General features: G+C 43.0%; 22 protein-coding genes and 1 pseudogene. 17 read left to right on the top strand and 6 right to left on the bottom strand.

Going from position 1 to position 19,161, the window contains the following annotated elements; all coding sequences use genetic code 11:
- Positions 1 to 121: 121 nt before the first annotated feature.
- The 4 genes from D7X94_RS13195 to D7X94_RS13180 form a co-directional block, all read right to left on the bottom strand.
- Positions 122 to 1,474 carry a relaxase/mobilization nuclease domain-containing protein gene (locus D7X94_RS13195; protein WP_120428141.1) on the bottom strand — a complete coding sequence of 451 codons (1,353 nt, stop codon included), beginning with the start codon at positions 1,472 to 1,474 and terminating at the stop codon, positions 122 to 124.
- Position 1,475: 1 nt separating this feature from the next.
- The gene (locus tag D7X94_RS13190) at positions 1,476 to 1,832 is read right to left on the bottom strand and encodes a plasmid mobilization protein (protein WP_120428140.1); all 357 of its coding nucleotides are present in this window, start codon (positions 1,830 to 1,832) and stop codon (positions 1,476 to 1,478) included.
- A gap of 575 nt (positions 1,833 to 2,407) precedes the next feature.
- Positions 2,408 to 2,857: a DUF6194 family protein gene (locus D7X94_RS13185; protein WP_120428139.1), complete on the bottom strand. Its 450-nt coding sequence runs from the start codon at positions 2,855 to 2,857 to the stop codon at positions 2,408 to 2,410.
- Positions 2,858 to 3,059: 202 nt separating this feature from the next.
- Positions 3,060 to 3,485: an RNA polymerase sigma factor gene (locus D7X94_RS13180; protein ID WP_120428138.1), complete on the bottom strand. Its 426-nt coding sequence runs from the start codon at positions 3,483 to 3,485 to the stop codon at positions 3,060 to 3,062.
- A 365-nt stretch (positions 3,486 to 3,850) separates the two neighbouring features.
- Between D7X94_RS13180 and D7X94_RS13170 the strand changes: the two genes are divergently transcribed.
- The 15 genes and pseudogenes from D7X94_RS13170 to D7X94_RS13100 all read left to right on the top strand — a co-directional run bounded on the left by D7X94_RS13170 (position 3,851) and on the right by D7X94_RS13100 (position 15,458).
- Positions 3,851 to 4,225 (top strand): TnpV protein, encoded by a 375-nt coding sequence (locus D7X94_RS13170; protein WP_016307781.1) that lies wholly within the window; start codon positions 3,851 to 3,853, stop codon positions 4,223 to 4,225.
- Between the two features lie 127 nt (positions 4,226 to 4,352).
- The gene (locus D7X94_RS13165) at positions 4,353 to 4,520 is read left to right on the top strand and encodes a helix-turn-helix domain-containing protein (protein WP_016307782.1); all 168 of its coding nucleotides are present in this window, start codon (positions 4,353 to 4,355) and stop codon (positions 4,518 to 4,520) included.
- Positions 4,521 to 4,670: 150 nt separating this feature from the next.
- Positions 4,671 to 5,372, top strand: coding sequence for a lantibiotic protection ABC transporter ATP-binding protein (locus tag D7X94_RS13160; protein WP_016307783.1), 702 nt, complete (start codon positions 4,671 to 4,673; stop codon positions 5,370 to 5,372).
- Positions 5,373 to 5,375: 3 nt separating this feature from the next.
- Positions 5,376 to 6,101 carry a lantibiotic immunity ABC transporter MutE/EpiE family permease subunit gene (locus D7X94_RS13155; protein WP_016307784.1) on the top strand — a complete coding sequence of 242 codons (726 nt, stop codon included), beginning with the start codon at positions 5,376 to 5,378 and terminating at the stop codon, positions 6,099 to 6,101.
- 6 nt (positions 6,102 to 6,107) lie between these two features.
- Positions 6,108 to 6,839 (top strand): lantibiotic immunity ABC transporter MutG family permease subunit, encoded by a 732-nt coding sequence (locus D7X94_RS13150; protein ID WP_016307785.1) that lies wholly within the window; start codon positions 6,108 to 6,110, stop codon positions 6,837 to 6,839.
- The gene (locus D7X94_RS13145) at positions 6,832 to 7,647 is read left to right on the top strand and encodes a NisI/SpaI family lantibiotic immunity lipoprotein (RefSeq protein WP_120428137.1); all 816 of its coding nucleotides are present in this window, start codon (positions 6,832 to 6,834) and stop codon (positions 7,645 to 7,647) included. Before D7X94_RS13150 ends, D7X94_RS13145 begins: the two co-directional genes overlap by 8 nt.
- A 63-nt stretch (positions 7,648 to 7,710) precedes the next feature.
- Positions 7,711 to 8,370: a response regulator transcription factor gene (locus D7X94_RS13140; protein WP_120428136.1), complete on the top strand. Its 660-nt coding sequence runs from the start codon at positions 7,711 to 7,713 to the stop codon at positions 8,368 to 8,370.
- Positions 8,361 to 9,725, top strand: a complete 1,365-nt coding sequence (locus D7X94_RS13135) for a sensor histidine kinase (RefSeq protein WP_016307788.1) — start codon at positions 8,361 to 8,363, stop codon at positions 9,723 to 9,725. Before D7X94_RS13140 ends, D7X94_RS13135 begins: the two co-directional genes overlap by 10 nt.
- A 168-nt stretch (positions 9,726 to 9,893) precedes the next feature.
- Positions 9,894 to 10,016 (top strand): annotated as a pseudogene (locus tag D7X94_RS13130) (DUF2000 family protein); the annotation flags it as partial.
- 15 nt (positions 10,017 to 10,031) lie between these two features.
- Entirely contained in the window at positions 10,032 to 10,202 is a 171-nt protein-coding gene (locus tag D7X94_RS13125; protein WP_016307789.1) for a cysteine-rich KTR domain-containing protein, read from the top strand.
- 704 nt (positions 10,203 to 10,906) lie between these two features.
- Positions 10,907 to 11,209, top strand: coding sequence for a plasmid mobilization protein (locus D7X94_RS13120; protein WP_016307790.1), 303 nt, complete (start codon positions 10,907 to 10,909; stop codon positions 11,207 to 11,209).
- Positions 11,210 to 12,400 carry a relaxase/mobilization nuclease domain-containing protein gene (locus D7X94_RS13115; RefSeq protein WP_120428135.1) on the top strand — a complete coding sequence of 397 codons (1,191 nt, stop codon included), beginning with the start codon at positions 11,210 to 11,212 and terminating at the stop codon, positions 12,398 to 12,400. It abuts the gene before it with no gap.
- Between the two features lie 90 nt (positions 12,401 to 12,490).
- On the top strand, positions 12,491 to 13,381 hold the full coding sequence (locus D7X94_RS13110; RefSeq protein WP_120428134.1) for a ParB/RepB/Spo0J family partition protein: 891 nt from the start codon (positions 12,491 to 12,493) through the stop codon (positions 13,379 to 13,381).
- A gap of 9 nt (positions 13,382 to 13,390) precedes the next feature.
- A complete protein-coding gene (locus D7X94_RS13105) occupies positions 13,391 to 13,675 on the top strand; it encodes a transposon-encoded TnpW family protein (RefSeq protein WP_120428133.1) in 285 nt (94 codons plus the stop codon).
- Positions 13,676 to 13,760: 85 nt separating this feature from the next.
- Positions 13,761 to 15,458 (top strand): recombinase family protein, encoded by a 1,698-nt coding sequence (locus D7X94_RS13100; protein WP_120428132.1) that lies wholly within the window; start codon positions 13,761 to 13,763, stop codon positions 15,456 to 15,458.
- A gap of 582 nt (positions 15,459 to 16,040) precedes the next feature.
- Here D7X94_RS13100 and D7X94_RS13095 read toward each other — a convergent pair.
- On the bottom strand, positions 16,041 to 16,322 hold the full coding sequence (locus D7X94_RS13095) for a hypothetical protein (protein WP_147401734.1): 282 nt from the start codon (positions 16,320 to 16,322) through the stop codon (positions 16,041 to 16,043).
- Positions 16,323 to 16,466: 144 nt separating this feature from the next.
- Here D7X94_RS13095 and D7X94_RS13090 point away from each other — a divergent pair, with 144 nt between their 5' ends.
- Entirely contained in the window at positions 16,467 to 17,762 is a 1,296-nt protein-coding gene (locus tag D7X94_RS13090; protein WP_120428130.1) for a sensor histidine kinase, read from the top strand.
- A 6-nt stretch (positions 17,763 to 17,768) separates the two neighbouring features.
- Positions 17,769 to 18,488 carry a LytR/AlgR family response regulator transcription factor gene (locus D7X94_RS13085; protein WP_120428129.1) on the top strand — a complete coding sequence of 240 codons (720 nt, stop codon included), beginning with the start codon at positions 17,769 to 17,771 and terminating at the stop codon, positions 18,486 to 18,488.
- A gap of 83 nt (positions 18,489 to 18,571) precedes the next feature.
- On the opposite strand, the gene D7X94_RS13080 is transcribed toward D7X94_RS13085, so the two are convergent.
- Positions 18,572 to 18,946 carry a TnpV protein gene (locus D7X94_RS13080; protein ID WP_120428128.1) on the bottom strand — a complete coding sequence of 125 codons (375 nt, stop codon included), beginning with the start codon at positions 18,944 to 18,946 and terminating at the stop codon, positions 18,572 to 18,574.
- Between the last annotated feature and the right edge of the window lie 215 nt (positions 18,947 to 19,161).

Here is a 19,161-nt window from a genome sequence, read left to right as displayed (position 1 = left end):
AGGCTTGGTTTGGTATACACTTTTTCATTTTCTAAAAAATTTTCTATTTCCTCTATCTTGGGGCTTGACTTTTGTTTGCAGGACTCCATAATCGCCTGTATTTCTTCCACGGACAGTCTGCTCATCGCAATAATTCCTCCCTCCTGCGGTCTGTTTTAATTGGCTGTTTCTGCCGATTTAACCGCTGATTTTCAATCGTGTCATGGATTTGGTCTAGGCAGTTGTCGATATGGGCAGAGCGTTTTTCAATCCCGTCTGCATATTTCAGACGTTTCCTAAGCTCCGTCACGCCCTGCTTTTCTTCCCGAATTCTTTCTTTTTCGGCTGGTGTGGTACGGCGTACCTTGTTCCGCAAATGCTGTCGGTAGTCAATCAGTTTATTCATTTCACTCTGGTTTTGCTCCCTGTCGGCGTGTAAGTCGGAGAGTGTAGAGATATTATGCTTTGACATATACCGTACCTGTGCGGTAATCTCGTCCAGTTTCCGAAGCTCCTCTTTCATCAGCGGGCTTGTCGGCTTGTAGTCCGTGCCTTTGGGGAATATCCCTAACTGGTAGCACCAGTAGTAATATAACGCTAAGATTCCCGTGGTTTTCTGATGCGGCTTCCATGCGTTTTTATACTGCTCTGGCATATGGGGAGAGTAGGAAATCCTCGCTTTGTAGTTCCCAAGTTTGTACGCTCCCCTCAAACATGACTGTATAAAATCGGGAGTCAACCGCTCGTCAAGCGTGTCTAACCTTGTGAAATGCTTGTACTGCGGCAGCTTCATTTTCCAATGGCTGCCCGAAAAATCAATTTCATATCCCTTGTCGGCAAGGTATTTCATCATGTGCTGTAAATCCCTGCTCCCGTTGATTGCCTCCCTTAAATCCTCCCGATAGACGTTGTATCTTGTCGGCTTTCCGTTCTTTTCATCCAGATACAGCGGTCTTGCAGGGGCTTTCTTGGGATTTTCAATCACCGATAATCCGTACTCTCGGCATAAGCGGTCGGACACTTCCCGCAACTTTTTCTGCTCCGATTTTGAGTAATTGTATTTGCTCCCATCCAGATAAGAAACGGAGTTAAAGCAGAAATGGTTGTGGAGATGTCCTTTGTCAAGGTGGATGGCAACGATTATCTGGTACTTGTCGCCCCACATTTCCCTTGCCAATTTTAAGCCGATTTCATGGCACTGTTCGGGTGTTACTTCGTCTGGCTTGAAGCTCTGGTAGCCGTGCCATGCGATATATCCGCCTGTCTTTTGGTACTGTTTCTTCGTCAAAATCATCTGCTGCAAGGCGGTTTCTTTCAGACAGTTGATTGCGGAAACATACTCGCCCTCGTTTGTTTTTAACGGATTCTTCACATAGGAGAACACGTCAAAAAAGTCCTGCATATCTTCATTCGGCACTGTCCTTTCTGGATTTTCCACATAATCAATGAGGTCTTTCAACCGCCCTTTGATATGCCATAAGCTCGTTGTCGCCATATCAGACCGCCCCCTGTTCCGTCAATTCTTCTACGCTAAATCGTTGTGGGAGAGTTGTTTTTTGTTGCAGTTCTAAGATAAAATCCTCAATCTCCTTACAGATTTCGGCGGCGGTTGGATAGTATGGAACGCACTTTTTGAAAGCATCATGCACTTCATAGAGCTTGTTTATCAGCTCCCAAAACTCGGTTTTAGGCTTGGGCTGTGGGGCGTTTCCCTTGCATAACTGACGCATAAATTCTGCTGCGGACAGACCGCAAGCTGCGGCGCACTGCTTTAATTTTTCATGTTCTTCCTCATTCAATCGGACGGTAATCGGGACATTCCGCACTTCCTTTTCTGATTTTTCTCTGCTCATTTTCCTTAATCCTCCAGTCTTAAATTCCTTTCTTCGGGGTATTCAGGGGCTGTCCCCTGAGTTAGTCCATGCCCGCAAGCAGCATGGATTGGGATTGTGGCTGACACAATCCGATGCTCGCTATCTCTGTGGACGCGTCGCTATCTCTGTGGACGCGTCGTCACAAGTTCCGTATCGCTCATTTCCGTGCAAGCACGGAAAATCACTCACTTCACTGCTCCTCCTTCTCCCAAAAAGTCTAGCGACTTTTCGGGAACCCTATTTCCTGTGCAGCGGCATTCTTAACGCCTGTCTGACCCGCCGAAAAGAAAATCCTGTGTCCTTTCCACCTCCGTTCTGGATTCGGTTTTTCTTGACTTTTGGATAAATGAAAAAGCCGCTACACTGCACCACGAATGACAGGAGTTTTTTCTCCTGCTCGGATTCGCAATGCTATGTAACGGCTTTGGGATTCAAAATCTTGCTGCCACACGCCAGCCGAAAAGGGCAGCATACGTTCGGCGGCAGTCAGCCTTGTCCATTGGCTGACATTTCATTCTTCCATCTATGTGCTATTTCATTTTCAATCTTCAAGATTATTTCCTGCGTTTCTTAAATTTCTCCCTTGCATACTCGTAGGCTTCTTGGATATATGGTTTCAATTCCTCGAATGTCTGTTCAGAGGGGTTCAATGCACATATCCACGCCATCCATGCGTAAACAGGATGGGGGAGTATCTCATTCAATACGGTAAAGTCATAATCCATATCTACAACACCGCCCGCCGGCGGACGTTTTGGGACTGCCCCAAACAATTCCGCAAAAGTGCTTTTCCGTATTCCCAGATTCACACGGTAGACATTCTCTCTGTTTAAATCAGAACCTTTGTCATTATCACCGTTCTTTTCCTTAACCGTCAATATATAAACGCCACGCTTCAGCACATGGTCTGGGTTATAGAAAATCCCTTTTTCGCCCCAACTCTCAACTAAGACTGTCCCCTCAAGATTTTGAAGGCAGTAATTCAATATTTTATCTGGTGTCATTCTGACATCTCCATTTCTGACTTACTTCTAATTCTCCTATGAGTATTTCAGAATATCATAGCGACTATATTTGTGTCAAGATTTTAGGTAAACTTTTTAGTATTCCCTGTGGACAGGATTTTTATTCATTTAATTTTAAATTGGATGGGAGAATTTTATCTTCCATCCAATAGCCCGCTGAAAAACCGCCTATATTAGATGCTTATAAAATCTTCCGCAGCTTTTTCCGCAGATGGTCTAACCGTGCATAGATAGCCCCTGTTGTCAATCCAACAAGCGGGGCAATTTCCTTTGTGGAATAGCCCTGCATTTTCAGCAGGATAATTTGCAAGATACGCCTGTCCACCGTAAGCAATGCCTGATACAAAGTTTCGTCCTCAATCTCGTCTAGTAAATCAGAAACAGTCTTTACCTCGGTATCCCGCTCCCTGTCTGCCATCTCCTCAAGGTATTCGCCGAAATTGCTTGTCCAATGGTAAAACCGCCTGTTGGAATTGAAGTCTGCCCTGTCGTCTGTGCGGATTTGCGGGGTGGTGGTTTCGTCAACTCCATGCTCCCGAAATATTTTTTCCTCGGCTTCTTTCCAGATAAGCCATTTCCTATTCTCCCGTCCGTTGTTGTATGCCATTCTTTTTTCCTCCAATCTGAAATTTTGAAAATGTTAAAATTCAGATTGGAAAGGCGGCGAACGACAGCCAACAGCAGAAACAGCTCTGCGGCATAATCTGATAAAAAACGACAAAAGAAAAACCGCAAAGGCTGTCACCACATAAGGAGATAATTTGAAAACATTATTGGAACACAACTTATGGGGAATAGCAAAGGCAAAGCCAGCGTAAGAAGCGTTTCTGCTTCTTATGCTGGCTTTCTTTATACCAAAAATAAAATCGCACATTCGCAAAGTGGAAAATCCTTTGCTACACTTTAGGCGAAGGATGTAGGACAGATTTTGCGGACATTTAAAATAAAAAAAGAATGTGGAGGTAACAGACAATGGCAAAGACGATTTTTGAGGAACTGGATGGCAAATACGAACGGCAAGGAGATTATCTAATACCGTGTATAACTTTACCCACCGAAGAAGAACAGCCGATAGGCACATGGGGACAGCGGCATCTGGACTATCTGAAGCAGTACCGCAAAGTTACATACACCAATCTTCTTACAAGCGGCAGACTGAATACTTACCTTGCCGATATTGACAGGCAGGCGCAGGAACGCTTTGAACGGCTCATAGAGGGAATGAAACAGGCACAGGGCATAACGGAACGCCTAAAAGAAGAAAACGCCTTAGAATGGACAGGGCGGCTGGGTAACATAAGGGCTTGTGCAAGGGAGATTGTGGAGGAAGAAATCTTATACACATAACGGAGTAGCGACAGGGTGTAAAGCTCTGTCGTTTTTCTTTTTTGGGGGATAAAAATTTGCGTTTTATGAATTGATATGTTTGTTCAAACGGCTATGGTAGATACCGTGCAATTTGAGGAGAACAGAAATGTTTGAGTATATGACGGCACAGGACGCAGCGGAGCTTTGGGGAATATCGGTAAGGCGGGCACAAAGGCTCTGTAAGGAAAATCGGATTGAGGGCATATTGAATATCAATCGGGCATGGCTCATACCAAAAGGAGCTGTTAAACTTGCCGATGCCCGAAAAAGATAACCCGATAAAGCAAAATTAGCTTCTCCCATTTACCTTATACTGATATGGCAGACGTTAATCAGGATTTTAAAAAGATTCCTTATCTTTATGAAATCTTCAAAAACATCAGCTATTCTTTTTCCATAATCAAAAGAAAGGACAGTACAGACTATGGAAATGATTTTGAAAACAACAAACCTCTGCAAATCTTTCAACGGACAGACGGCGGTAAACAACATATCGCTGAACATTGAAAGAAACTCCGTCTATGGATTATTGGGACCGAACGGTGCCGGGAAATCTACGACGCTCAAAATGATTACGGGCATTTTGAAACCGACCTCTGGGAATATCGAATTTGACGGTCACGCATGGAAACGCAGCGACTTAAACCATATCGGAGCGTTGATTGAAATGCCGCCGCTTTATGAAAATTTAACTGCCTATGAAAATCTAAAAGTAAGGACTACTATTTTAGGACTGACAGATAAGCGGATTGACGAAGCGCTGCAAATCGTCCGGCTGACGGAAACAGGCAGGAAACGAGCCGGACAGTTTTCTCTTGGTATGAAACAGCGTCTTGGAATTGCGGTTGCATTACTGAACAACCCGAAACTGCTCATACTTGATGAACCAACCAACGGGCTTGACCCGATTGGGATTGAAGAACTTAGAGAGCTTATCCGTTCTTTTCCGGCGAAAGGTATTACGGTTATCCTGTCCAGCCACATTCTTTCAGAAGTGCAGCAGATAGCCGACCATATCGGCATTATCGCGGGTGGCGTTCTTGGATATGAGGGAAAATTGAACACAAACGAAAATTTGGAACAGCTTTTTATGGACGTTGCAAAAAACAATCACAGGGAGGGTTAAGGCATGGACTATCTGAAATCAGAACATTTGAAATTCAAGAGGACAATATCGAACAAACTGATTTTCATTGTTCCGCTAATCACAGCTATTTTTGCGTGGCTTATGGGTGGATTTATGGGATATCAGTACATGACGCTTTACTGGTGGTATGCGTTCCTGCTTCCGGGAGCAATCGCAATTTTGTGTTCTTTGTCACACAGAAAAGAAGAAAACGCCGGGAAATACTATTCGGTATTTTCTATGCCTGTAAACCTTTCAAGATTTGAATTTGCCAAGGGCATTATCTTAGTCGAAAAACTGCTTGTTTCAGCGATATTTTTAGCATTGCTTATTTCTATCAGTAATATCATTGCTCCGGCAACGGCAGTATATTCTCTTTTACACAGCATTGTAGGAAGTATCGGGATTGTCCTTGCGTCTGTCTGGCAAATCCCTTTGTGCCTGTACTTAGCACGCAAAACGGGAATGTTTGTGCCGATTGTGTTAAATACAATACTTGGAATTGTTCTATCTACTGCTACTGCATTAGGAAATACAATAGCATGGTGGTTTGTACCGTATTGTTGGGCGGCAAAACTGGCAGAGCCGCTTATGGGAATTGAAATAAACGGGACTTATGCGGGGAATTGTGGATTTTCTATATCCATTATAATTTCCATTGCGTTGTCAATACTCTTGTTCCTTATTTTGTCCTATGCCGACGCAAAGGATTTTTCCAAAGGGAGGTAGACGGAAATGGGTTTTATTTATGCGGTTCGTTCTGAACAGGTAAAAACAAAGCATACACCGTTTTGGGCTATCCATTTTTGTATACCTGCTATTGGGGCATTGTTATTTCTTGCTTACTATTCCCAGTATGGCAGCACAGCAGATAGTAAAAAGCTCAGAATGATATTGGAAATTACGACAACGTTTTTCCCATTGTTGATAAGCGTTATTGTCGGCCTTAATGTTGCACTGGAAGAAAAGGCTTCACACTTCCAAACGCTGCTTGCTGTACCGAACCGACACAAAAATATGCTTGCAAAATTAACTTATCTTTATGGTTCGGGGGTATTTGCATTGTTCTTTCTGTTCCTGTTATTTGTGATTGGCATACATCTTTTGGGAATGGCTGATACAGTACCGCTCAGAATGCTGATTGGAGCCGCCGTCGGGATGGCATTTTGTAATTTGATAATATACATCCTGCACCTGTTCCTCAGCTTCAAATTTGGATTAGGGTTATCCCTGTTTTGGGGCGTATTTGAAAGTCTGCAATGTATCTTATATAGCAATATAGAACTAAAAGGCATAGCAAGGTATATTCCCTTTTCATGGTCTATGAATTGGGTAAAGGATATTTTGAGCCGACAAATTTTCAACTATGGAGCGGAAAAAATATGGATTGCAGCATTAACGACAGGCGGCTTGCTGTTGACCTTATTATGGTTTTCTCATTGGGAAGGACGGAAAAATTATGAATAAAAATAGAAAAATGGTTATCGTCTTGCTATTTGCTTTTGTTGTATGCTTTTCTCTTGCGGGCTGTTCTTTACAGGAAAAAATCAAGGAATATTCCAGTGATAAAGAGCAATGCTATCTGGACGCAGAGAATGTGACGCAATTCTCCTTTAAGGGAAACGACTATACGATTTTGGAGGACACCGTTTCTAATGGCGGGCTTGGGGAATGGACTGGATATATCCGGCAGCTTGCAGCGGTAGACGAAACAGGAAAAGTATTGCTTCAGGAAAACATAGAAGCCGCTACCTTTCGGACGTTGGCAGATTTAGCGGATAAAGCCCCGGAAGCTGCTTATATTATCCCATTCTTGAATGTGTACGCAGCCCCTAACGCTGACGATTATCTGATTGTAGATGTAAACGGAGGGTATCACAAAGCTGTTAGAAAAGAAAATATCAAAGACACAGATACGGTCTTTGACTTCAAGGACACAGAGCAGTCTATGAGTGGAAAGTTTGAAATCAATCCCGAAAATGCAACGCAGCTCCTTTGTGACGGGATTATTTATCAAGTAACCTCTGATACCGTATCAAATGATGAATTGGGAAGCTGGATTGATATTATTGCGGAAAGCGTTACATTCGATACGGAAACGAAACGCCCTTTGTCCAAAGAAGATTTGAACAAGATTGACTGGGACGGAAAAAACGCCGGACAGGGGCGGGAACAATGGTTTTACGCAGATGTTTACGAGATTTACGATACGGATAAGACAGAAGCGGTTGCGGTAAAAATAAATAACCGCTACTATATTGCAGAGCAGAAATGACCGCTTTTCTGCCCTTGCGGATTATGCTATAATACGAAAAGAGCAACGAAAGGAGGCGACACTATGGCAGCAATCCTTATGGTTGATGATGAACGGCCTATTTTAGAGCTTGTGAAAAATGGGCTGCAAAAAGACGGACATTTCATTACTGCCTATACGTCTGCCGCACAGGTTCCGCTTGATAAGCTGAACAGATACGATTTGATTATACTGGATATTATGATGCCGGATATGGACGGATTTTCTTATTGCAATAAAATCCGTTCATTGGTGGACTGCCCTATTCTCTTTTTGACAGCTAAGACAATGGAAAATGATATTACATTCGGGCTTGGCTTGGGGGCAGACGACTATCTGACAAAACCATTCCGCATTGCGGAGCTGCGGGCAAGGGTAAATGCCCACTTACGCCGGGAACACAGGGAACGGCATGCCGCCCTTACCTTTGAACGGATAAAAATTGATTTGTCCGCAAAGGAGCTGCGGGTAGATGATACACCCATTCCCCTAACAAAAAGCGAATATCTGATTTGTGAATACCTTGCAAGAAATAAAGGACAGGTATTTTCAAAAGAACAGATTTATGAAGCAGTTTTGGGCTTGGAGGGCGACAGCGATAATTCTACCATTTCCACCCATATCAAAAATATCCGGGCGAAATTAAGCAAATTGGATATTCAGCCGATAGCGACAGTTTGGGGGATAGGGTACAAATGGGAATAAAAAAGCCAACATCATTGAAAGCGTCTTTTTGGAAATTTTTATGTATGCTGCTGATTGGGCTAATGGTTTCGGTAGCTATTCCATTTAGCCTTATCCTTGCCGGAACCAGAATGGGCTTTATTACTTATGCGGATTATTCAGAACGCAGCGCAAAAAATCTTGTTCCAATTATTGCTGCAACGCCGGATTTAACAGATGTACAGCTTCCTATGGGGTGCAAATACCTCATACTGGATAAGAATTATCAAATGCGGGAAACGTCTTTAGAGGGCGAAGATTTAGACAGGGCTATGGAGTATGCCCTGTCTGGAAAGATAAACGAAAACCTCAACAAGCAGTATCTGTTTGTTACCCGTGAAAATGAATATGTGGTGCTTCAATATTACATTGGCTCACAGTTTATAAATGAATGGTTCTATAATCATTTTCCCTCACCGGAAATTCTGCTATATATCCTCATGGGGATAAACTGTATCGCGGTCTGCGTGATATTAACAGCGAAATTTGCAAAAAATATGAGGGCGCAGCTCTCCCCACTTTTTGAAGCAACAGAAAAAGTGGCAGAACAAAATCTTGATTTTGAGGTGGGACACTCAAAAATCAAAGAATTTGAAGATGTGTTATGTTCTTTCTCTGATATGAAAAATAATTTGAAATCATCTTTAGAGAAACAATGGAGTGCGGAACAATTACAAAAAGAGCAGATAGCGGCGCTTGCCCACGATTTGAAAACGCCTTTAACTGTCATTCAAGGAAATATCGACTTGATAAGCGAAACAGAGCTTGACGACGAACAGCGGTTATATGCGGGGTATATTATAGAAAGTTCCGGGCAGATGGGCGTTTATATCAGGACGCTGATTGATATATCCCGGACAGTAGCCGGGTATCATCTCAATTTGGAAGAATTTGATATAGCTGATTATATGCAACAGATTGAAGCGCAGGCAAATTCATTATGCCTTACAAAAGAAATTTGTTTACACATGGAAACAGGGGAAAATTTAGGAACTTTCAAAGCGGATAAATTACTACTGGAACGGGCAATTATGAATGTGATAGGCAATGCGATAGATTACTCTCCACCAAAAGGGACAATCTATGTAGAAGTGCAAAAGCCAGACGATTTTCTACAAATCGCCATAATAGATGAGGGAACTGGTTTTACAAATGAGGATTTGCATCATGCAAGGGAGCAGTTTTTTATGGGCGACATCAGCCGAAGCTCTAATATGCACTTTGGCATGGGGCTTTATATCACAAGCAGCATTGTAAAGCAACACAAGGGGGAACTTGCTCTTAAAAATTCCGATAAAACAGGCGGTGCAGAGGTTATAATAAAAATTCCATATTAGGATTTAATGGGCGATAGGAAACATCGCTCATTATTTTTGCAAATCTTTATGAAATCTTCAAAAATATTTCGTAGTATTTTAAAAGTGAACGATTGAACTTAAAGTCCACCATATAAAAAACGGCATGTTGTTGATTTTTCTGATTTGGCATAAGGGTGTAAAACTTACGATGAGATCATCGGTAAAATGACGAACACCTCAGAGGTTAAATTGAATTATATTGGCATCGCAATTTGCGGCAATAAAAAGCAGATTAACAAGTTGACAGGAAATATGCCTTTGTTAAGATAGGAGGAGAAATGGTTTATGAGAACTGAATGGGTACATTGTCCTGTTTGCGGAGCTAAAACCCGTGATAGGATTGGAGAGGATACTATTTTGAAGAACTACCCTCTCTATTGTCCGAAGTGTAAACAAGAAACATTGATAGAAGCAAAAAAATTCCAAGTAACCGTCATCAGAAAGGAAAACACATAATACGCAGAGCCAATAAACGAGTTGAATGAATCGTTCGTTGGCTCTTTCTTATGCCTAAACTATATAGTATTCCCACCTTCTGAAAAAATTATTCAAAAACTTTTTGGAAAGTATTGACAAACACTTATTTCATTCAGTACAATAAAATACTCTTTTATGAGAACCACAACCAATTACATATCCTCACAGAATTTGGGAGTACGGCTTTACGCCGTACACGCCTGCGGTATGCGAAAAAGAAATACCGCCGTTGCCATTGCCGCCTTGAACTGTCGGCGGAGGTCAAGCGTAACAGACAGTTTCGACTTTGAATTTCAAAGCCGGTTACATCATTGTGAAACCAAAACCGCAAGGGATAAGTCTATCCTTTTGTATTGGTCGGTACACATTGATGTGCCGGCTTTTTTTGCTGCCTAAATGCCGGCTACAACTAAATGACCGGCTGGATGGGATATGATTTTGCGATAACCTCTTTTTTCGGAGAGTGAGTGAAACAACGCCGCCTGAGATGGGGGCAGGGACAAAAAAACAACGTTCAGACAAACCGGCGGAAAACAACAGACCGTATGCGGCAGAAAGAGTGTCGCATACCGCAGCAAGCAGGGAAACTGTATTGACAGTTTCCGCCCCAACCGGCTTTATGAGCCGATTGCCCTTTGGGGAATACCCCAATCCCCTCAAAAATCCAAGAAAGGACTGATGTTATGAACGAAGCCAAGAACAAAAATTTATTTATCCGTGTGAGCGAAAAAGAGAAAAACATCATTGAGCAGAACGCCAAAAAGTGCGGGCTTTCCGTGTCAGAGTATCTCCGCCAGCGTGCTTTGGGGTATATGCCAAGAGCCGCCCTGCCCGAAGCATTTTTCTCTTTTAATGATAAGCTGGACGAACTCTGTATCGCTGTCGAAGGCAAAATTACAGCGGATACGGAAGAAAAAATTATTAGACTCATTGACAGTATTACCGAAGAACTGATACTGCCAAAACGTGAAAGGCTGGTGGTGTAAATGGCTACCACCGGCTTCTGGCCTGTCAAAGACAGGCTGAAGGAAGTGATTGATTATGCGGAAAATCCCGATAAAACCATAGACAAAAAGTATGTGGACAGCGATTTGTACACCGCTTTACAGTATGTATCCAACGATAAAAAGACCGATGAGCGTATGTATGTCAGCGGCATCAACTGCAATGCAAAGCGGGCGTATGAGCGTATGACGGCAACGAAAAAACGCTTCGGGAAAACAGGCGGCAATGTGGCGTACCACGGGTACCAGAGCTTCCAGACCGGCGAAGCCACGCCCGAAGAAGCGCACAAAATCGGCATGGAAACCGCAAAGCGGATGTGGGGAAACGAGTATGAAATTGTTGTTACCACACACCTTAATACAGACAATGTCCATAATCATTTTGTTGTAAATTCCGTATCCTTTAAGACGGGCAGGAAATTTGAAAACCATATCTCCGACCACCATAAACTCCGTGAAATCTCCGACTCTGTATGTTTGGAACATGGGAAAAGCATCTTGAAAGACGCAGAGTTTTACGGCAGAAGCAAAAAAGAATACTGGCGGAAACAAAACGGCGGGCTGTCGCATCGGGAGATTTTGAAAGCAGATATTGACGCCGCCCTTGCCCAGTCCGCCAACTTCAAGGCATTTGAAATCCGCTTAAAGGATATGGGCTATGAAATCTGCCGAGATGAAAACTTCGCCCATTATTCCGTAAAAGGGACAGGCTGGCAGAGGGCAGTCCGCTTAGACCGGCTTGGGAAAGAATACACGTCCGAAGCAATCAGGGCAAGGCTGCTTGACAACCAGCGGCACGTCGGCTATGTCCCATTCCACAAACCCAAATATACGCCGCTCCTTACGCTCGAAATTGAGTACCGTAAAATACAGCGCATGGACGGCATACAGATACTTTTCGCCCTTGTGATTGAACTTTGCAGGCTGATTACGGGAAACAATATTACTCCTGAAACTCCCCATCCGCTCTCCCCCGCTATGCGGCAGGAAATTGTAAAATTAGATAAAACGCTGAAAGAATACAAGTTCCTATGCGGGAACAACATTGATTCCCCGCAGGAGCTTGTTTCTTTTATCGAAGAAAAGCGGGGAATTAAATGCACAGGCAAGGGAAACCTCCGCCAAGATAAAACCTCTGCGGGCGGAATTATCCCTTGCAAAGGCTGTCCTTGAAAAAATACCGAAGCTGAAAGAAGTAATTGAAGCCGAACGGCAGGCAGAAACCGCTGTTATCACCAAAAATAAGGAAAGAAGGTATGCACGATGACAAATACAAAAACCAATACCCCGCCGAAGAAAAAAGCGGCGAATATCCAAGTGGATAAACTCCGTACTTTTGAGGGACATCCCTTTAAGGTACTGGATGATGAAGATATGGACAATCTTATCGAAAGTATCAGACAGCAAGGCATTATCTCCCCGCTGATTGTAAGAACAATTGAAAGCACAGATGAATATGGAGTGATAAGCGGACACAGACGTTTACACGCCGCCGTCAAAGCAGGACTTTCCGAAGTTCCAGCCTTAATTTATCCCCTTGACCGCAACGAAGCGATGATTGCGGTTGTAGACAGCAATCTGCACCGTGAAAAGCTGCTCCCAAGTGAAAAAGCCTTCGCCTACAAAATGAAAATGGATGCAATGAAAACGCAGGGCAAGAGAACGGATTTAACTTTGTCGCAAGCTGCGACAAAGTCGGATACCGCCGCCGAAATAGGAAAATCACAGAATGAGAGCCGCGACCAAGTGTTCCGCTATATCCGTCTGACTTACCTTATCCCCGAACTGCTTGACAAGGTTGATGGGGGCATTATCGCACTCAGCCCCGCCGTGGAACTCTCCTACCTCTCCAAAGAACAGCAGAAAATACTGCTTGACGCAATGAGCCTGAATGACTGCACACCCTCCCACGCACAAAGCATCCGCATGAAGAAACAGGCGCAGCAGAATATTCTTTCCTCGGACGGTATTTATGAAATCATGTCGGAGGAAAAAGCCAACCAGACCGAGCGCATCAGCTTTAAGGTACAGGATTTAAAGGGATTTTTCCCGAAAAACTTTACGCAGAAGCAGATGACGGACACGATTCTAAAGCTGCTCTACGATTACAACATAAAACTGGAACGCAGGCGAAACCGCCGTGACGAAAGGTAAGGTGGAAGTATGAAAAAATTAGAAACTTTTACAGCCAGTCCAAATGCAGTCTATATGCTGCCGCATGAACCGATAGATGAAAATGAAACAATCAATTTATCGCAAGAGGTACTGCCCCGAAGTCCCGATATCCGCATTGAAAGCAGAAAATTAGTGCGTTTCAGCGGTGAAAACGAGTTTTCATTAAAAATTGGCGGCACGACCTACAAGGTCAACACCCATTTCAGCAAAAAAGGAAGCCAAAGCGTATTGGAACAGTTTAAAGAACTGATATTGTCCGAGAAGCTGGTTTAATATTGCACATTGGAAAAAGATAACTGGGTATAGTAAGATAACCCTGCCTTTGCTATGCCCAGTTGTCGGAAAGGAGATTATTTTTATGACAACAGCAAAATTAAACGGGCAGACAGAAGAAAAAATCACAGCTTTGTATTGTAGGCTTTCGGTTGACGACGATAATAAAGACGAGGAATCCAACAGTATCACCAATCAAAAACAAATACTTTCTGATTATGCAAAGAAAAACGGTTATGCAAATACTATGTTTTTTGTGGATGATGGAATCAGCGGCACGACCTTCCAAAGACCGAATTTTATGCGTATGGAGCGTATGGCGGAAAACGGTGAAATCGGCACGATAATCGTAAAAGACCTCTCCCGCTTCGGGCGTGAACAGGTAGAAATGGGCAGGCTTACACAGGTGGTGTATCCGTCCCTCGGCATCCGCTTTATCGCCATACAAGAGCGTGTGGACACTTTGACCGGCGACGGCGTGGAGATGATGCCCTTCCACAATATTTTCAACGAATGGTATGCGGCGCAGACTTCTAAGAAAATCCGTGCAGTGTGGCAGTCCAAAGCGGAACACGGCGAGCGTATCGCTTCCATCGTACCCTATGGGTACAGGAAATCGGAAGATAACCCAAAACAATGGGTAATCGACGAACCGGCGGCACAGACCGTAAGGAAGATTTTTTCCCTGTGCCTTGCGGGAAAAGGCCCGATGCAGATTGCAAGGCAGCTTGAAGAAGAACAGATACTTTCCCCCGCCGCCTATTTTGAATCCATCGGCAGGAAACATGCACAGAAACTCCCGAAAAACCCTTGCGGGTGGGAACAGGCGACCGTCGGATATATCCTTGAAAACAGGCAGTACACCGGCTGCGCCGTTAATTTTAAAAGCACTACCGTCAGTTACAAAGTCCATAAGAGAATCCAGCACAGCGAGGAAGATTACCAAATCATACCCGATATGCAGGAAGCCATCATCTCCGAGGAACAATGGCTGAGGGTGCAGGAGCTTCGCAAACACAAGCGCAGACCGACGAAAACCGGCAGGACAAGCCTTTTTTCGGGACTGCTCTACTGCTATGACTGCAAATCGAAAATGCACTTTGTCGCCGCTAAGAGCATGAAACGGAAACAGGAGCATTTCCGCTGTTCCCAATATAAATCCGGCAGAGGGGAATGCTCCATGCACTATATCCGTGATATTGTCCTTGAGCAGCTTGTGCTGGAAGCCGTCAGCGGCTTATCCGATTTTGTACGCTGCTATGAGCCGGTATTCCTGTATCTGCTGGCAAAGAAAAACAACGCCATACGGCAGAAAGAATACCAACATCTTCAGCAGGCGGTTGAGGACGGCACAAGGCGGATAGCGGAAATCGACAGGCTGATTGAAAAAGTATTTGAGCAAAACGCAGGCGGCATACTCTCCGATGAACGCTTTGCTAAAATGCTTCAGAACTACGAAAAGGAGCAGAAAGCATTGACGCAGGAAGTGGAAGAAAACCGCCAGACCTTGCAGAATGCCGAACAGCGGGTAATGGATTTAAGGCTTGTCTTACGCACTTTGCGGGAGATGACCGACATTAAGGAGCTTACCCCTACGCTTGTCAATTCGCTGATTGAGCGTATCGAAGTCCACAACAGCGAAAAATCCGGCGGTCACAGCCATGTGAAGGTAGATATTTATTTTACGGCGGTGGGGATGATAGATATTCCCACGGAAAAAGAAATCCTTGCCACGATGGAAGAAATACGGAACAACCCGCAAGACTTCAAATTTGTGGCGTAACAAACGGATACGGCGCAGTCCTTCAAAGGAAGCTGCACCGCATCCTACATAAAAGTATCCTTATCTGGCGACAGCTAAGGCTCTGTGACCTCTACGGTTATAGGAGATATATATTCTGTTAAGTGGAGATTCTACTTCTAGTTTCATGGTGAGAAGTAGCGTTACATGGGCAGGGATTTTTTTAACTGGCTTCCTGCCATTCCCCGATATGCTATGTATAGATAAAATCTGCGTTGCATGAGCAGATAAATAACTGCCCGAAAAAAGGACATAAAAAAATCCCTCCAAACTTTAAAGCAGGTCTGGAGAGTGTCTGTTAAGTCTTTTCGGGCACAGCATAACCGCCCACCACACGCCGTTTTTTTGATGGGCGGTTGCCTTAAAGTCTTATAAAACAAAACAGAGCCAGCGAACAGTAATTCCTCACTTGTTCATCAGCTCTGTATCTTTATCTATGTCTTTGCTATATTTTATCTATATATGTGAAATTCTTTTGTTATAACTTGCTGCATTTATACTTATTCGCAGACGTTTTAGTAATCTACTCCTTTAAAGATGTATGACCTGCAAAATGATTACTCGTTATTTTTCATTTCCATCATCTTTATTTTTTTCATTCCTAATCAATCCATGATAAAACAGCATAGCACAAACTGCTGATATTGTACCTGTCGCTGTCTGGTCTAAGTGAATGCCATGCATATTACAAAATATATTGATTACCATTAAAGCAACCAATACCACCGCTGCTACAGCAGCTCCTTTTAATAAATGCTTCATATCTTCCTGTTTCCTTTCCAAAACAAATTTATGTACTGCAAAATAGTATACCAGAGAAAACAGCAATTCTTTCAAAACAGTCATGAAATCCCCCAATTCATGAATAAGTGCGTTTTTCTTTTTACAGAACACGCACTTATTCGTCATTTTTGCAGGGGGTAGTTGATATAAAAGAATGGTATAAAGTATAATTAGGGAAGTAAATATCGAAAGAAGGAATATATTGAAATGCTACTATCTTTTTTTCGGCTTTCCCTTGCTATCCGCAATGTATGGCCTCAGCATATGAATCTCAAAGCGTTTAGCGTACTTTATATACTTCTGTTGGCTGCTGGAATGCCTGTAACGCTCCTCGCCTGTGTTCCCTACGGTTTGTTCGGTATTCTGGCGGCGGTATGTATCTATGGGTTGCTTGCTTGCCGTGACACTGCGCCGCAGAATGTTTTTATGGGTATGATTGGATGTATGCTTGCCGTTGTGGCAGAGAATTTGCTGGCAAATTTTCTTTATATGCTGATTCCCTCACCTTTATCAAATCAGTGGTATTTTTCTTACGGCATTGATTTGATTTATACTTTGCTGTTTTATTGGATTACGCTGCTTTGCGGCAAACTGCTGAAAAAAATATTCCTGTCTGGCAAAGGCATTTTGCGTCTTCCGCAGACATGGTATGTGATAGATGCTGCACTACTGCTCCTTATAACCATCTATCTGTTTGATAATTTGATTCCAGGACAAAACGGCTCTATCGGCAAAATGATATATAATAATGCCTTACATATTTCGGGGTATCTGCTTGTGATGTGTTGTTTACTTCTGGCTATGCGCCGCTCTTATCTGGAACGGATACAGACCGAAGCAAAGCAGAAAGCTATGCAGGACTTACAGGACTACACACGGAATTTAGAAGCTATGTATAACAGCCTGCGCTCCTTTAAGCATGATTATGTTAATATTCTGCTCTCTTTATCTGGTTATATTGAAGAGGGTGATTTGGATAGGTTAAAGGATTTTTTTGAAAGCAAAATCTTCCCAATGAAGAATCTGATTACGGGGAAAGATTATAAACTGAACCAGCTTAGCAATATCAGTGTGTTGGAAATCAAAAGCCTGCTCTCGGCAAAAATGATTTACGCCCATGAATCGGGGATTGACGTCACCATTGACATTCCCGACAAAGTGGAAAGTTTTCTGATAGACACGGTAGACCTTGCCAGAATACTGGGAATCTTTTTGGACAATGCGATTGAAAGCACATTGGAGACAGAACAGCCGCAAATAGGCTTAAATATCATCCAGAATAAAACTGGCGTATCAATCATCATAAGCAACCGCTTTCGGGATAGCGGTCTAATGCTGCATAAATTAAAGCAAAAAGGCTTTAGCACAAAAATCGGGCATCAAGGAATCGGGCTTGGGAACGCCCAGAAAATCATCAGTTCTTATGACAACGTGCTATTAGAAACAACAATGAAATGCGACTATTTTACACAACATATAGAACTTACTGACAGAAAGGAATGACATCATATGTTAGATATCTTTGTATGCGAAGACAATGCCGCACAGCGGCGGACTGTTGTAAATATCATTCAAAATACTGTTCTGATAGAAGAATTGGATATGCAGCTTGCTTTAGATACAGGAGACCCTTATATGTTGTTGAAAAAAGTCAAGACCAGCCAGAACACAGGCATTTATTTCCTTGACATTGACTTGAACAGCAGCATGAATGGAATGAAGCTGGCACAGCAAATCAGATTGTATGACCCCCGTGGTTTCATCATATTCATAACCGCACATTCAGAACTGAGCTATATGACTTTTCAGTATCGGGTAGAGGCGATGGACTTTGTATTAAAAGACAACCCTGCCGAAGTGAAAGTGAAACTCAGAGAATGTCTATTAAATGCTATGGAACGACATACGCTCCAAACCAACAAGACACATAAGGTCTATACCCTTGAAATTGGCGGACGAAAAATCAGCGTGGATTATGAGGATATTTTATTTTTTGAAACTTCCAGCAATATCCATAAAGTCATTCTCCATGCAAAAGACCGCCAGATTGAATTTCCCAGCACCTTAAAAGAACTAACAGGTGTATTGGACAGCAATTTTGTGCGTTGCCATCGGGCATTTTTGGTAAACAAAAATAATATAAAAGAAGTTGACACTAAAAATCGAATTATCTATTTTGCCAATGGAGAAACTTGCCTGATGTCCACACGCATGATGAAAGGGCTTTAAAGCAATTTTCAATACTGTCATCTTCACATTGAAATTGTATTGTTTGACGAAAATAAGGGTGAGGTTTTCCCCACCCTTATCTTTTACATTTGAATAATTTCCTCGTTCACAATCTCCCTTGCACACGCCCTTATGTTGTTGAGCCGTCCTGTCCATTCTAAGGCGTTTTCTTCCTTTAGACGTTCCGTTATGCCCTGTGCCTGTTTCATGCCCTCTATGAGCCTTTCAAAGCGTTTCTGTGCCTGCCTGTCGATGTCGGCAAGGTAGGCGTTAAGCCTGCAGCTTGTGAGAAGATTGGTGTATGTAACCTTGCGGTACTGCTTCAGATAGTCCAGATGCCGCTGTCCCCATATGCCTATCGGCAGTTCTTCTTCGGCGGGTAATCGTAAATCTGGAATAAAATATCCATTTTCTTCATGATATGTGCCGTCTAACTGTTCAAATAGCGATTTTATCATTTTGTAATTCCTCCAAACAAGATATTCACTCCACATATTTGTGTCTGCTGTCTTAAACACATTTTTTGAGTTTTATCCTTATCTGGTTTCATTCATATTCAGAATTCTCAGACCAGAAACCAGACGGTTTTGCAACTGCAATTCAAAGCTTTTTCGAAGGAAACCCCCTCTGCCGTGCAATAGTAACATAGAAATCAAGCCGTGTCAAGCCAACG

This window comes from Acutalibacter sp. 1XD8-33, assembly GCF_003612555.1.
In the GTDB taxonomy this organism is placed as follows: Bacteria; Bacillota; Clostridia; order Oscillospirales; family Acutalibacteraceae; genus Acutalibacter.
The sequence above is the reverse complement of the archived record's forward strand: the minus strand, read 5'-3'. Positions and strand labels throughout refer to the sequence as shown.